The 11,971-nt window shown below is 63.4% G+C and carries 19 protein-coding genes and 1 pseudogene; 15 read left to right on the plus strand and 5 right to left on the minus strand.

Features of this window, described 5'->3' with window-relative positions; translation table 11 throughout:
• Positions 1 to 850 (minus strand): annotated as a pseudogene (locus E3T34_RS16230) (FAD-dependent oxidoreductase); the annotation flags it as partial.
• Between the two features lie 491 nt (positions 851 to 1,341).
• Between E3T34_RS16230 and E3T34_RS16625 the strand changes: the two are divergent.
• The 3 genes from E3T34_RS16625 to E3T34_RS16235 are packed head-to-tail and all read left to right on the plus strand — an operon-like array spanning position 1,342 to position 2,521.
• Positions 1,342 to 1,467 (plus strand): hypothetical protein, encoded by a 126-nt coding sequence (locus E3T34_RS16625; RefSeq protein WP_255570893.1) that lies wholly within the window; start codon positions 1,342 to 1,344, stop codon positions 1,465 to 1,467.
• On the plus strand, positions 1,464 to 2,162 hold the full coding sequence (locus E3T34_RS00310; protein ID WP_241977290.1) for a beta-propeller fold lactonase family protein: 699 nt from the start codon (positions 1,464 to 1,466) through the stop codon (positions 2,160 to 2,162). The genes E3T34_RS16625 and E3T34_RS00310 overlap by 4 nt, the downstream gene beginning before the upstream one ends.
• A gap of 20 nt (positions 2,163 to 2,182) precedes the next feature.
• Entirely contained in the window at positions 2,183 to 2,521 is a 339-nt protein-coding gene (locus E3T34_RS16235; RefSeq protein WP_241977291.1) for a YncE family protein, read from the plus strand.
• Here the strand turns inward: E3T34_RS16235 and E3T34_RS00315 are convergent.
• Complete coding sequence (locus E3T34_RS00315) at positions 2,478 to 2,804, minus strand: metal-sensitive transcriptional regulator (protein WP_166785345.1); 327 nt, start codon at positions 2,802 to 2,804, stop codon at positions 2,478 to 2,480. The genes E3T34_RS16235 and E3T34_RS00315 overlap by 44 nt on opposite strands.
• A gap of 343 nt (positions 2,805 to 3,147) precedes the next feature.
• Between E3T34_RS00315 and E3T34_RS00320 the strand changes: the two genes are divergently transcribed.
• The 5 genes from E3T34_RS00320 (at position 3,148) to E3T34_RS15620 (ending at position 7,283) form a co-directional block, all read left to right on the plus strand.
• A complete protein-coding gene (locus E3T34_RS00320) occupies positions 3,148 to 3,369 on the plus strand; it encodes a heavy-metal-associated domain-containing protein (RefSeq protein ID WP_134341785.1) in 222 nt (73 codons plus the stop codon).
• The gene (locus E3T34_RS00325; RefSeq protein ID WP_134341786.1) at positions 3,366 to 5,657 is read left to right on the plus strand and encodes a cation-translocating P-type ATPase; all 2,292 of its coding nucleotides are present in this window, start codon (positions 3,366 to 3,368) and stop codon (positions 5,655 to 5,657) included. The genes E3T34_RS00320 and E3T34_RS00325 overlap by 4 nt, the downstream gene beginning before the upstream one ends.
• Before the next feature lie 99 nt (positions 5,658 to 5,756).
• Positions 5,757 to 6,218: a hypothetical protein gene (locus E3T34_RS00330; RefSeq protein WP_134341787.1), complete on the plus strand. Its 462-nt coding sequence runs from the start codon at positions 5,757 to 5,759 to the stop codon at positions 6,216 to 6,218.
• Positions 6,219 to 6,313: 95 nt separating this feature from the next.
• Positions 6,314 to 6,919 carry a DUF305 domain-containing protein gene (locus tag E3T34_RS00335; RefSeq protein ID WP_134341788.1) on the plus strand — a complete coding sequence of 202 codons (606 nt, stop codon included), beginning with the start codon at positions 6,314 to 6,316 and terminating at the stop codon, positions 6,917 to 6,919.
• A gap of 202 nt (positions 6,920 to 7,121) precedes the next feature.
• Positions 7,122 to 7,283, plus strand: coding sequence for a hypothetical protein (locus tag E3T34_RS15620; RefSeq protein ID WP_166785809.1), 162 nt, complete (start codon positions 7,122 to 7,124; stop codon positions 7,281 to 7,283).
• Positions 7,284 to 7,339: 56 nt separating this feature from the next.
• Here E3T34_RS15620 and E3T34_RS00340 read toward each other — a convergent pair whose 3' ends face one another.
• Positions 7,340 to 7,537 (minus strand): hypothetical protein, encoded by a 198-nt coding sequence (locus E3T34_RS00340; protein WP_134341789.1) that lies wholly within the window; start codon positions 7,535 to 7,537, stop codon positions 7,340 to 7,342.
• 400 nt (positions 7,538 to 7,937) lie between these two features.
• Between E3T34_RS00340 and E3T34_RS00345 the strand changes: the two genes are divergently transcribed.
• The 7 genes from E3T34_RS00345 to E3T34_RS00370 all read left to right on the plus strand — a co-directional run bounded on the left by E3T34_RS00345 (position 7,938) and on the right by E3T34_RS00370 (position 11,322).
• On the plus strand, positions 7,938 to 8,225 hold the full coding sequence (locus E3T34_RS00345; protein WP_134341790.1) for a hypothetical protein: 288 nt from the start codon (positions 7,938 to 7,940) through the stop codon (positions 8,223 to 8,225).
• A gap of 92 nt (positions 8,226 to 8,317) precedes the next feature.
• Positions 8,318 to 8,737 (plus strand): redoxin domain-containing protein, encoded by a 420-nt coding sequence (locus tag E3T34_RS00350; protein ID WP_304993892.1) that lies wholly within the window; start codon positions 8,318 to 8,320, stop codon positions 8,735 to 8,737.
• 3 nt (positions 8,738 to 8,740) lie between these two features.
• Positions 8,741 to 8,899, plus strand: coding sequence for a hypothetical protein (locus E3T34_RS15625; protein WP_166785810.1), 159 nt, complete (start codon positions 8,741 to 8,743; stop codon positions 8,897 to 8,899).
• Positions 8,899 to 9,222 (plus strand): thioredoxin family protein, encoded by a 324-nt coding sequence (locus tag E3T34_RS00355; RefSeq protein WP_174721897.1) that lies wholly within the window; start codon positions 8,899 to 8,901, stop codon positions 9,220 to 9,222. The genes E3T34_RS15625 and E3T34_RS00355 overlap by 1 nt, the downstream gene beginning before the upstream one ends.
• Before the next feature lie 14 nt (positions 9,223 to 9,236).
• Positions 9,237 to 9,875, plus strand: coding sequence for a DUF3105 domain-containing protein (locus tag E3T34_RS00360; RefSeq protein ID WP_104102938.1), 639 nt, complete (start codon positions 9,237 to 9,239; stop codon positions 9,873 to 9,875).
• 101 nt (positions 9,876 to 9,976) lie between these two features.
• Positions 9,977 to 10,357, plus strand: a complete 381-nt coding sequence (locus E3T34_RS00365; RefSeq protein WP_134341791.1) for a BlaI/MecI/CopY family transcriptional regulator — start codon at positions 9,977 to 9,979, stop codon at positions 10,355 to 10,357.
• Complete coding sequence (locus E3T34_RS00370) at positions 10,354 to 11,322, plus strand: M56 family metallopeptidase (RefSeq protein ID WP_134341792.1); 969 nt, start codon at positions 10,354 to 10,356, stop codon at positions 11,320 to 11,322. The genes E3T34_RS00365 and E3T34_RS00370 overlap by 4 nt, the downstream gene beginning before the upstream one ends.
• 89 nt (positions 11,323 to 11,411) lie before the next feature.
• Here the strand turns inward: E3T34_RS00370 and E3T34_RS00375 are convergent, their stop codons facing one another.
• The gene (locus tag E3T34_RS00375; protein WP_134341793.1) at positions 11,412 to 11,591 is read right to left on the minus strand and encodes a hypothetical protein; all 180 of its coding nucleotides are present in this window, start codon (positions 11,589 to 11,591) and stop codon (positions 11,412 to 11,414) included.
• Positions 11,588 to 11,917, minus strand: a complete 330-nt coding sequence (locus tag E3T34_RS00380) for a hypothetical protein (RefSeq protein WP_104102926.1) — start codon at positions 11,915 to 11,917, stop codon at positions 11,588 to 11,590. Before E3T34_RS00380 ends, E3T34_RS00375 begins: the two co-directional genes overlap by 4 nt.
• Between the last annotated feature and the right edge of the window lie 54 nt (positions 11,918 to 11,971).

Below are 11,971 nucleotides of genomic sequence, written 5' to 3' on the forward strand. Positions count from 1 at the left end.
CGGCTTCGTGTGAGTCAACATGCCTGAGACTTCGATCTGCCCTCGTGTCCCGACTGTGACGCCGACCTTGTCGAGGTGCAGGTCCGCGGTGGCGGGTCTACGTACGGTGGCCACGAGGAGCTTGCTGGTCCGGATTGTCTCCTTGCCGGTGGCGCTTGTCACCTCGGCGATCCCGTCGCGGGTGCCCTCGGATTCTTCCTGCGACACCAGCCGGGAGCGCACCCGGACGGTCATTTCGCAGCCGAGCCGGGAGAACAGTTGCGCGTGTTCGAGAGCCACGTAGCCCCCCGGACCAGCAATGACTCGGGCACTTCGTCTAGCTCCATGGCGTTCGCCGAGGTCAGGTAGCCCACCTCGGACAACCCCGCAATGGGTGGTGCTCACGGGGCGGAGCCGGTGGCCACGAGGTACTGGTCCGAACGCATGGTTTCCACGCTGCCGTCGCCGAGGTGATCTCCAGTAGCGGCTCCTCCGTAGTTCCCGTGAACGTTGCGTCGCCGTGACGGAAGGCCCAATCGTATTCGGCGATCAAGTCCCCCTAATTGCTGGCCCGCATCGTGTTGACCAGAGCGCGCTTGCCCTCGATTAGCTTCTTCATATCCACCGGCTCCGCAGAGGCTGCGATGCCGGGGAATCGCCTCGCATCCAAGGCAACATGGCGAGCTTCCGCGGCCGCCAACAAGGCCTTAGACGGCATACATCACGTGTTAACGCGGGTGCCTCCGATAGTTGCACGCTCGACCATTACCACTTGCTTGTCAAGCCTGGTCGCCAGGATCGCGGCCGCGAATGCTGCACCACCGGAACCGATGATCGCCAAGTCAAAGTCGGTCGGCGTTGTTTTACACATGAATCCTCCAAGTGCTTCCAATCGGCAATCGCGCTGCCGCCGCGCAGTGCGGTGTGCACGGACCTCAAGTCTCGACCTTCCTCACGGCTGGAAGGTCAAGCCGGACCACGAGTCCGGTCATGGCAGGAGCACAGGGTGCGCATAGGAGGAACGGATGATGTGGCCGGGATGACGGCGAAAACGCTGCGCTATGTCGAGGATCGAGGCTCGCTTCCTCCGCCGGACAGGATGCGATCCTGACGAGATCCGCAGCTACCTGAAGACCTCGCGTCGAACACATTGAACCGTGCCATGGGCTGCGGGACCAGCGGCATCGGAGAGCATGTGCTCTGACCGCCGGTCGCCGCGACCGCATCAGCAGCCGATGCGCAGGCGCGTTTTTGCTCAGGCCTGTTTAGAAAGCAGTATTGTCGTAAATAATACAATTCGACAAATCATGGTCTCGCTGAGGGTCCGTCCGAAGAGACAACGGCATGAGTGACGGGAATGCAATGAACAGAAGACGTGCAGTGGCCATAGGCGCGATCCCCCTGGTCATCGTGGCGGCCGCGACGGCAATTCTGATGACCACAACCGATGACCCGGAGGCCCGGGTAGCCATGCATGAGGTCTCGTGACCGGAACGGTCTGGGTCGCCAACGAAGATGGCGCCAGCCTGAGTGCGATCGACGCGGCCTCGAACAAGGTCGCAACCACCCTGACCGGTCTTAAGAGCCCACACAATGTGCAGGCGACAGCCGATGGGGAGTCCGCGTGGGCCGTCAGTGGATCCACGTCTATGGCGATCAAGCTCGACGCATCTACGTTGGCTGTGACGGGAATGGTCGCCACCGGCGCCATGCCTGCTCACGTTGTCGTCACTCCGGATCTCACGACGAGTTACACAACCAATAACGCTGACGACACCGTGACGGCAGTCAATGCCTCGACGATGCAGTCGGTGGCCACCATCCCCGTCGGGACAGGCCCACACGGGCTCCGGCCAAGCCCCGATGGAAAATGGATTTACGTCGCCAACATCGGCGGAACGATTCTGGGCGTCGTCGATACCGCAACTAACTCACAGGTCGCAGAGATTGAGGTCGGCGCGGCGCCCGCCCAAGTGGCATTCTCGCCGGACGAACGCTTCGTGTACGCCTCGCTCAGTGGGGAAAATGCCGTTGCCAAGGTAGACGTGGCCACCCGCAAGCTGATCGGAAAGACCGCGGTCGGCTCCGGACCGATCCAGACGTTCGTGAGCCCGGACAACAAGTACCTATTGTTACCAACCAGGGCACCGACGACGAACCATGCACAACAGTCTCGATCCTGAGTGTCGATACATTCAAGGTTGTGAAGAGCGTGAAGACGGGCGACGGCGGCCACGGCGTCGTCATTGACCCCTCCAGCCGACACGCGTACGTCACCAACATGGCTGCAGACACGGTCGCCGTCCTCGATCTGAAGTCGCTCACCGTTGTGGCACGTATCCCGGTCGGATCCACACCAAATGGAATCAGCTTCTCAACGCAAACCGTCGAACCGTCCCCGGAAACAAAGTTGGAGCTTCCGGTGGTTTCTGGCGACTCCTCGACGATGAAGCACCAGGCACTTTCAGGCGCTGACGGCGCAGTGCGCATGGGGGAGGTTAGGAGCGAACCAATCGTGCGATTGCGATTGAAGCTTCCTTGATCTTGGCGTCGCCTTCTTCACCGCCGGCAGCGACAGCGGCAACAACACAGTGGCTCATGTGGTCCTCGAGTAAGCCCAAGGCCACGGACTGCAGAGCGCTGGTCATAGCTGATATCTGCGTCAGAATGTCGATGCAGTACAGCTCATCTGCAACCATTCCCTGCAATCCCCTGGCCTGTCCTTCGATTCGTCGGAGGCGCTTCACATACGCGTCTTTGCTTGATATGTAGCCGTGCGGGCCAGCGTGGGTTGTCATCGCGCTCTTGTCGCTGAAATCACTCATTGGTGTGTGTATCCGATCTGGTCTGCCCCGCGCGATCCTGGTGGCCTGCCGGCGAGTGGTGGCACTTTGAATTTTCCGAGTATACCCCCGGGTGGTATACCTCACACGCGGCGGGTTGACCAACTGTGCGCACCGATCTCATGTTGACCGGGTACCCCCCTGGGGTATACCGTGGATGTATCCCCTGGAAGTACGTCCCGACGGTTGCTTCGATCGCCGGGGAACGAAAGGAATCGCGAATACTATGTCGACGTCGAATAAGAACGACCTTGGTCTTACTGACTCTTCGTGCACGTGCGGGTCGCACGATCACAAATCCGAGCGCACCGCAGAACCTACCGGCATGACCACCACTTTCCAGGTATCGGGAATGACCTGCTCTCACTGTGTGAAGAGCGTGACGGCCGAAGTGGGCCAGGTCGCCGGAGCCGAAGCCGTGGACGTTGACCTTGTTCCGGGCGGCGTCTCCGTGGTCACCGTCTCCAGCTCCAGACCCCTCGATCCCGCCGCTGTGGCCGCCGCCATCGATGAGGCAGGCTATGAACTGGTCACGGCGACACGATGATTGGAGAGCAGGTCGACCTTCTCGTCGGCGGCATGACCTGCGCCTCCTGCGCGGCGCGAATTGAAAAAAAACTCAACCGGATGCCCGGGGTCGAGGCATCGGTGAACTACGCCACCGAGAAGGCCAGTGTCCTCATCCCTGACGGCACGACGGTTGAGGATGCCATCGCGGTGATTGAGGAGACCGGATACACGGCCGCACGTCCGAAACCGCCTGAGGCGCCGACACTCGATGTGCCCACGGACCAAGACCGCGCAGTGGCCAGCCTGCGCCAGCGGCTGATCCTGTCCGCCGTGCTCGCCACCCCCGTGCTCCTGCTCTCGATGATCCCCCCGCTGCAATTCACCAATTGGCAATGGCTGGCTCTCACCCTTGCCGCCCCGGTCGCCGCCTGGGGAGCATGGCCGTTCCATCGCGCTGCCTGGGTGAATTTGCGCCACGGTGCTGCGACTATGGACACCCTGATCAGTATCGGAGTGCTCGCCGCACTCGGCTGGTCGCTGTACGCCCTCTTCCTGGGAATGGCTGGAGTCCCGGGCATGACCATGGCCTTCAGCTTTACCGCCACCCCGGGAAGCGGTGCCGATGAAATCTACCTGGAGGTCGCATCCGCCGTCACGGTGTTCATCCTGGCCGGCCGTTACTTCGAGGCCCGTGCGAAGAAACAGTCTGGTGCCGCGCTGAAGGCGCTGCTCGAACTCGGGGCGAAAGAGACGACCCTTCTGCGGGATGGTGTCGAGACCACCGTCCCCACCGCGTCGCTGGTCGTCGGCGACCAGTTCGTCGTCCGTCCCGGCGAGAAGATCGCCACGGATGGAACCGTTGTAGAAGGTAACTCGGCGATCGACGTCAGCATGCTCACCGGCGAGTCCGTTCCGGTCGAGGTCGGGCCCGGCGCAGCCGTGGTCGGCGCCACCTTGAACTCGGGTGGTCGCCTGGTCGTGCGGGCCACCCGCGTTGGCGCGGACACGCAGCTCGCCCAGCTAGGCCGCTTGGTCGAAGAGGCGCAGACCGGTAAGGCCGAGGTACAGCGCCTCGCCGACCGGGTCTCAGCGATCTTCGTCCCGATCGTGATCGGGTTGTCGCTGGCCACCCTTGTGGTCTGGCTGCTGCTCGGAGCAGGGACCGTCGTCGCATTCACCGCGGCCGTGGCAACGCTCATCATCGCGTGCCCGTGCGCGCTCGGCTTGGCGACCCCGACCGCTCTGCTCGTGGGCACCGGGCGTGGTGCGCAGTTGGGCATCCTGATCAAGGGACCCCAGATTCTCGAATCAACCCACCGGGTAGACACCATCGTGCTCGACAAGACCGGCACGGTCACGACCGGCCGGATGACGCTCGTGGCCGCCGTTCCCGTCGCTGGTGGAGACGAGCAGCTCCTGCTTCACCTCGCCGGAGCCGCGGAAACGGGTTCCGAACATCCCATCGCCCAGGCGATTGTGTCTGGTGCCCGGGAACGCGCCGGCGAACTACCGTCTCCCGAGTCCTTCGCGTCGACGGACGGTCTCGGCGTTCAAGCCCTGGTCGGCGGTCGGGTCGTTCTCGTGGGACGTCCGCGCTGGCTGACGGAACAGTGGACTATCCCGCTTCCGTCAGAGCTCGAGACGGTGCTGGCCGCCTTCGAGGCACAGGGTCGAACCGCGGTCGCCGTCGCCTGGGACGGCCAGGCCAGGGGTATCCTCGCCGTCTCTGACGTCGTCAAAGACACCAGCGCTGCCGCGATCGCGGAGTTCCGTCGCCTGGGTCTGCAGCCGGTGCTCCTCACCGGCGACAACGAGGCCGTCGCGGCCTTCGTTGCGGCTGAGGTCGGTATCAGCGACGTTCGTGCCGGTGTGCTGCCGGCCGAGAAAGCGCAGATCATCCGGGAGCTGCAGAGCGAGGGTCGCGTGGTTGCCATGGTCGGCGACGGCGTGAACGACGCTGTGGCACTGGCCACCGCGGACCTGGGCATTGCGATGGGAACGGGAACGGATGTCGCCATCGAGGCCAGCGATCTGACCCTGGTCAGAAGCGACCTCATCGCGGCAGCTGATGCGATCCGACTCTCCCGGCGAACCCTGTCGACCATCAAGGCCAACTTGTTCTGGGCCTTCGCCTACAACGTGGCGGCGATCCCGCTGGCTATGCTGGGCTTGCTCAACCCGTTGATCGCCGGCGCGGCCATGGCACTGTCATCTGTTTTCGTGGTGAGCAACAGCCTCCGGCTGCGCGGCTTTCGCGGACTCAACGTGGCGGGTGCCCCGATACCTACCGGAACGCTCACCGCACATCCTGCCACCATCGGGTGACCTGCGAGATCGCATTCACAGGTCGAGCAGTGTGAAAGTCGATACTGTGGAGGGGTATGCGCGGGAACCAACCGCGACAGGAACGGGACCGGAGGCGACATGAAGCTGGATAGCACAGCACACGTGGTTCCCCGCACGAGGCCTGTCCTCCTGTCTGGTTTGGTGGCGTTGGTCGCCATGGCCGGACTCCTGTTCGGTGTGCTGGCCATGAACTCCACGCATGCCAGTCACGAGACGGGTGGGACCGCGGTTGCATCTGACCCCACCGCGCAGGTCGGTGTCTCCCCCGTTGTCACGGCGGGCGCTGTCTCGGCGGTTTCCGTCATCGCACACACCGGTCTCGGAGTCGTGGATTGTTCCGATTGCATGTTGGACTGTGCGATCCTCGCGATGACCTGCACCATCCTGCTGGTGCTCGCTTCGCTGATCCTGCTGGCTCGGTTACCGTCAACGTACCGCAGGCTGTTCGACGCGGGCGGGCACATCGCTCGGCTCTCTCACCGCCTCGTCCTGGATATTCTCAGGCCGAATCTGACCATTCTTTCCATCAGTCGCATTTAGACCGAACCGCCGCCGACGCGCCCTCATGGACGCGTGGCTTCCTCGCGCCCGCCGGCGCCTCGGTTTCTCAAGTCTGACTAATGAATGGAAAAACAATGCTCAAATCACGTAAGTACCTTCTGACTGGGGCGGCCCTTGCCGCCGTGCTCACGCTCAGCGCCTGCACCAACGGGACAACCCCCGACAGTTCGTCCGGGTCATCCAGCACCCCCACTGCGTCCGCTTCTTTCGGGTCGGCTGATGTGACTTTCGCACAGATGATGATCCCCCACCACGAGCAAGCCGTCGAGATGAGCGAGGACATCCTCGCCAAGGACGAGGTCGACGTGCCCATCACCGACCTCGCCACGCAGATCAAAGCCGCCCAAGAACCGGAAATAGAGCAACTCAGAGACTGGCTCGCCGAGTGGGGCACCGATGAGACCAGCACCGGCGGCATGGATGGGATGTCGGGGATGGGTGACGGTTCCGACGGAATGATGTCCGACGACGACATGATGGCCCTCGAAAATGCGTCGGGCCCGCAGGCCGGCGAGCTATACCTGGAACAGATGATCGTCCACCATCAGGGCGCGATCATGATGGCGGAGCTGGAACTGGATGAAGGTCGAAACGAGGACGCCAAGGCCATGGCGTCGAACATCGTCACGAGCCAGACCGATGAGATCGATGTCATGAAGGACATCCTCTCCACCCCGTAGGACCCCTCACCTTTCCCGGCGGTAAAGCCTATCGAGACCCGTCGCCGTCTGCGGGCGGCAGAAAAACACCAGCGTCATCGGCAGCCCCGCAGGCTGGTACACAAATCGCGCCGACAACAGTCCGACCGACCGGCTCCGCCACCAGTGCGGCGGCGATTGTTCGGCGTCGTGGCGATGGCCTTCGTCGCGCTTTTCGCCGTCAGTGTCTCGCTCCCCGCTCTCGCTCGCAAAACCCGGCCCGGCCGCGGCGAATCCACAGAGCCAACTGGCCGCTGACGCGCCCAAGGTCGTGCCCATCAACGAAGCAGACACCGTCAGCGTCCTGCGCGACGTTTTCACCGTGGGACGAGTGCAGAAGCCGTAGCCAGGCGCCTATAACCAAAGGTCGGGCAGCTATGTCAAGGACGTGACTTCGCCAGTTCAGCGGCCGTTCACAGTCGGGGTCTTCATCACGACGGACTGCGGTCCGCGCGTGCCGTCCTGCGACGGCTGCTCGAGCTTCAACAAGGGCCTGGACATGAATCCCGGCGTGAACACTCCCATCCAGGCAGTCGCGGACGGCATCGTGAAGGACGTCTCGGCAACCGACGCCAGCGGACTCGGCGTGTGCGCCATCATCGAGCACATGATCGACGGCCGCCTGGTCTCGCGATGGTGGCAGTGGGCGTTGCCACCCTGGGGGCTGGAAAATGATGCTACCGATGCCCTCCGGGCGCGGCGGCGGAACGAGCATCGGCTCGGTGTACGGACTCGGAGTGTTCTCCGGTGCCGCCAGCGCGTGCTGCGCCCCAGTCCTCGCCGATGTGGCGGCGCTCTCCGGTGCCGCTTCGTCTTTCCCGGCCGCCGCCGCAGCGGGCGTCGCCTACGTATTCGGGATGGTCGCTCCCCTGTGCGCCTTGGCGTCGGTGTGGGACAGAAAAACTGGGGAGCAAGTCGCCTGCTCGCGGCCACGACCCTTCCGATCGGGCCCCGGGCCCGGTGGCGGTTGTCCGTGGGAACAGTGCTCTCAAGCGGGTTGATGATCGCCATTGGCGTGCTCACCGTCGTCCTCGCGGTGCAGGGACCGGGCATGGCACCGGATGGGTGGCAGGTTGAACTTGCCGCAGCACTGGGGCACTGGGCCGCCGTCATCCAGCAGTTCCTGGCCTTCATTCCAGGGTGGATCTCGACGCTCACCGTCTTCTCCGCTCTCGGCGCTTTGGTCTGGACGGCGCTCCGCAGCCGAAAGCACGCAGCCACGCCGACCGCCTCCGGCAACCGACCCGACCAGGCGCATACGCGCACCCAGACAGAAAAGTCACAGTAATGGCATCACGGGAGAAAGGCCGTCCGGGCATACGCCTGCAGTCACGCGCCAGGAGCACCGGGTTGCGCCGGGCAACGATGGTCGTGAGCATCATGGCGGTTGCGGCAGCCATCCTGGTGGTCATGGAAAGCACTTGGAACGGGACCCCCACGGCTGTGGAAAACACCACCTCCGTCAGTTACGCCGTGGGTGCTCCCGGCCCGGGCGCGGAAGCCCCCGACTTTTCTCTCGCTTCCACGGCTGGGGGGACGGTCAATCTCAGCGACTACCGTGGCGAGTCCGTTCTGCTCTTTTTTCATGAGGGGATCGGGTGTCAGCCGTGCTGGGACCAAATCCGCGATCTGGACGCCGCCCAGACCGAGCTGCAGTCTGTCGGCGTCGATCAGCTCCTCACCATCACCAGCGGGCCGGTGAACCTGATCGCCCAGAAAATGGCCGACGACAAGCTGACGGCGGTCGCTTTGGCCGGCACCCGTCTGGATGTCTCCCTGACTTACCAGACCAACAAGTGAGGAATGATGGGTGAATCCCGCAACGGACACAGCTTCATCCTGGTTGGGCCGACGGGGGAAATTGAGTGGCGCGCCGACTACGGTGGCCCGCCGAACTATACCATGTACGTGCCGGTAGACGAGATACTCACCCAGATGCAGGCTGTCCGGACCGACGCCTGATGCGAATCATCGTACTGACGCAAGCCTCGTGCCACGCCTGCGATCAAGCCAAGCTGGTAGTGTCCCGACTCTCCGCGGACTACTCCTTTCAGGTCGAGGCGATCGGCCTGGACACCGATGAAGGCCGGGCTCTGGCCGCTCGGAACGGCATCATCTTTGCCCCCGGCATCCTGATCGACGACGTCATGTTCAGCTACGGGAGGCTATCGGAGAAGAAGCTGCGGCTCCAGCTGTCCCGCCCCGACGTAGCCGCCCAGGGGCAGCCGGGCTCGAACGGCAGCTCACAGAACGTTGCCGTACACCACAATGCACATCAGCAATAGAGAGGACCGTCCAAATGGAACACCCGAACACAGAGGACAGAGCACATCGGCAGGCGATCGTTGCGGCCGCACGAGCACAGCTGAAGCGGGGCGAGCGGCGTCGGAGCTTCTGGATCTACGGCTTGGGCACCGTCGTCGCAATCACCCTCGTGGCGACCGTTGTCTCCATCTTCATCGTCAACCAGAAAGACCAGGACGCGGCGAGATCGGCAGCAGACAAGCCAATCAGTGGCGTGGAGAGTTCTGATGGATTGAGCCGCGACCACGTGGTCAACGAGGTTGCGTTTCCGACGCTTCCCCCCGTCGGCGGAGATCATTCGGCCGAGCTGACAAACTGCGGCGTGTACACGAAGCCGGTAGACACCTGGCGGGCCGTGCACTCGCTCGAGCATGGCGCGGTGTGGGTCACCTACCGATCCGATCTGCCGCAAGAGCAGATCGACACTCTGACGGCTGATGCCGAGTCGAACCCATACGAACTCTTGAGCCCGTATCCTGACCTCCCCGCCCCGATTGTCGCCAGCGCCTGGGGAAAACAACTGCAACTGGACAACGTGGATGACCCCCGCCTGCAGTTGTTCCTGCAGACCTACCTACAGGGCCCACAGACACCCGAACCCGGCGCACCCTGCTCTGGTGGCGTCCAGGGCTGATCGGCACGGGATCCCGCGGGCGCAGCAGGGACCGTACGTTACTATGGAAGGTAGTTGATTAGGGGTTTTCGTTTCCATTAGAGCGTAGAAGGGAACAACCCATGGTGCGCCCACTCGGCACGCTGGAACAGCACGTCATGGATCGCATCTGGTCCTGGGGGCGCCCGGTCGCCGTTCGCGAGGTGCTGGAGGATCTTCAACGCGAGCGCACACTCGCCTACACAACGGTAATGACAGTTATGGACAACCTGCGCCGCAAAGGCTTTCTGACTCGGGAGAAGGACGGCCGTGCGTATCTTTACCGACCTGCGCAGACTCGTGAGCAGCACACTGCCGCGTTCATGGGGGAAGTCCTTGCCGGAGGAGCTGACACTTCGGTGACATTTTTGCACTTCCTCGACCATATTTCGCCAGAGGAAGTCGCCAGCCTCCGTCTTGCCCTTGACGAGCACCTTCAGGGTCGCACAAGCACCGCGCCATGATTGCTCCAGCCGTTTTGGCGGTCCTCGCCGTGATTCTGGCCGTCCTGGGGCCGACCCTATTGCGCCGGATGTCGTGGCTCGAGCGGTCTCCCCGGATCGGGATCACTGCGTGGCAAACGCTGAGCGTCTCAATTGTTTTGGCGGTGCTGCTTGCCGGTTCGAGCCTGGCCATCCCCGCGATTCCCTGGACCATCAACCTCGCCGACTGGATCCGTACCTGCGCGATGGCCCTCCTCGCGCAATACTCCACGCCAGGCGGTGCCGTGGTCAGCGCCACCGGCGCTGCCGCCGCAAGTGCCATCCTCGTCCGGGTCGCCTATTGCCTGGCCGCGGACCGGGCAATCGCAGCCCGCAACAGGAAAGTACAACTGGACGCCCTGGCCCTCATTGCGCGACCCCACCTCCGATACGACGCTCTCGTCGTCGACCATCCGGCCGCCGCCGTGTACTGCCTACCAGGCAGGGTCCGTCAGGTCGTCTTGACCAGTGCCGCCCTGTCGGCGTTGGATCACAATCAGCTCCTCGCCGTTCTGGCCCACGAACGGGCCCACCTGCGGGGACGTCACGACCTCATCCTCGCGGCGGCCGACGCGCTACAGCATGCATTCCCCCGTGTCCCAGCATTTCGAACCGCACGCAGAGAACTGGGCCGGCTCGTCGAGATGCTCGCCGATGACAGTGCGGCCCGTCATAGTGACCGGACCACAGTCGCCACCGCCTTGGTGCGCCTGGCTGAACACGGGCTGACCCCCGCGGCGGCCCTCGGTGCTGGCGGAGAATCAGCTCCCAGCCGAGTCAGGAGACTTATTTCACCGACTCGGCCCCTCGGCGCCGGGAAGACAACCGTCGCTGCTTTGGCTATGGGATTGTTGATCGCCTTGCCCTTGTTCCTCGCCATCGCCCCCGCATCCGCAGCAGGAACAATGGACCCGTGCCCGGAGGACGAGCAGTCCTTGACGATGTGATCGACGCTGCGCATTCCCCCGGAAGCCCGGATCTCACACTGCAACCGCACTGACGGCCATCGAACAGGTGTTGAGGCTGAATAAGAACCTCAATTCGGCAGATGCAGCGTGTCCACCTCCGGGCGCAGTGTGGTCAACTCCATTTCATCAGCCGCCGACAGCGACTTCGGCGCATCAGCTGTCGTCTTCCCTCGCATCATGAACCACATCATCAAGCCCATAGCCGCTGGGCAGGCCAGGAGGGCCAGACCATAGAGCGCCGTACTCACCGTGACGCCTCCAGGCTTTTATTGCCAGCCTCCGACGAAGCGTCGCCAGCCGGGTGATGGGCCATCATCTGCTCGTGCATTTTCGCCATGCCGGGTGCACCGGCCGTCATATCAGCCGTGTCGGACATCCCGGCCATCATCTGTTCGTGCATTTTCACCAGGCCAGGTGCTCTGTGCATCGCGGCCATGTGTCCGCGGGCGCTATCCTCGGCCTGACCCGCCGGGGCCGGAGGGCTGCTGCCCTCGGCCGCGTAGGCCGGAGCGACGGTGCCTGCTGCAAGCAACGCTCCAGCGGCCAGGGAGATGATCCAGATTCGTGAGCGCATGAGCGCCTCCTTCTTTGTCTACTATCTTTCATAGTAGTAGCCGAAGTTGGCTCC

Source organism: Cryobacterium sp. TMT1-62 (assembly GCF_004403145.1).
Lineage (GTDB): Bacteria > Actinomycetota > Actinomycetes > Actinomycetales > Microbacteriaceae > Cryobacterium > Cryobacterium sandaracinum.

Coding starts and splice junctions, on each gene's coding strand:
- E3T34_RS16625 (WP_255570893.1), top strand. CDS start 1,342: ATGAACAGAAGACGTGCAGTGGCCATAGGCGCGATCCCCCTGGTCATC.
- E3T34_RS00315 (WP_166785345.1), bottom strand. CDS start 2,804: ATGAGTGATTTCAGCGACAAGAGCGCGATGACAACCCACGCTGGCCCG.
- E3T34_RS00320 (WP_134341785.1), top strand. CDS start 3,148: ATGACCACCACTTTCCAGGTATCGGGAATGACCTGCTCTCACTGTGTG.
- E3T34_RS00325 (WP_134341786.1), top strand. CDS start 3,366: ATGATTGGAGAGCAGGTCGACCTTCTCGTCGGCGGCATGACCTGCGCC.
- E3T34_RS00330 (WP_134341787.1), top strand. CDS start 5,757: ATGAAGCTGGATAGCACAGCACACGTGGTTCCCCGCACGAGGCCTGTC.
- E3T34_RS00335 (WP_134341788.1), top strand. CDS start 6,314: ATGCTCAAATCACGTAAGTACCTTCTGACTGGGGCGGCCCTTGCCGCC.
- E3T34_RS00340 (WP_134341789.1), bottom strand. CDS start 7,537: ATGATGGCGCACACGCCGAGTCCGCTGGCGTCGGTTGCCGAGACGTCC.
- E3T34_RS00345 (WP_134341790.1), top strand. CDS start 7,938: ATGATCGCCATTGGCGTGCTCACCGTCGTCCTCGCGGTGCAGGGACCG.
- E3T34_RS00350 (WP_304993892.1), top strand. CDS start 8,318: ATGGCGGTTGCGGCAGCCATCCTGGTGGTCATGGAAAGCACTTGGAAC.
- E3T34_RS15625 (WP_166785810.1), top strand. CDS start 8,741: ATGATGGGTGAATCCCGCAACGGACACAGCTTCATCCTGGTTGGGCCG.
- E3T34_RS00355 (WP_174721897.1), top strand. CDS start 8,899: ATGCGAATCATCGTACTGACGCAAGCCTCGTGCCACGCCTGCGATCAA.
- E3T34_RS00360 (WP_104102938.1), top strand. CDS start 9,237: ATGGAACACCCGAACACAGAGGACAGAGCACATCGGCAGGCGATCGTT.
- E3T34_RS00365 (WP_134341791.1), top strand. CDS start 9,977: ATGGTGCGCCCACTCGGCACGCTGGAACAGCACGTCATGGATCGCATC.
- E3T34_RS00370 (WP_134341792.1), top strand. CDS start 10,354: ATGATTGCTCCAGCCGTTTTGGCGGTCCTCGCCGTGATTCTGGCCGTC.
- E3T34_RS00380 (WP_104102926.1), bottom strand. CDS start 11,917: ATGCGCTCACGAATCTGGATCATCTCCCTGGCCGCTGGAGCGTTGCTT.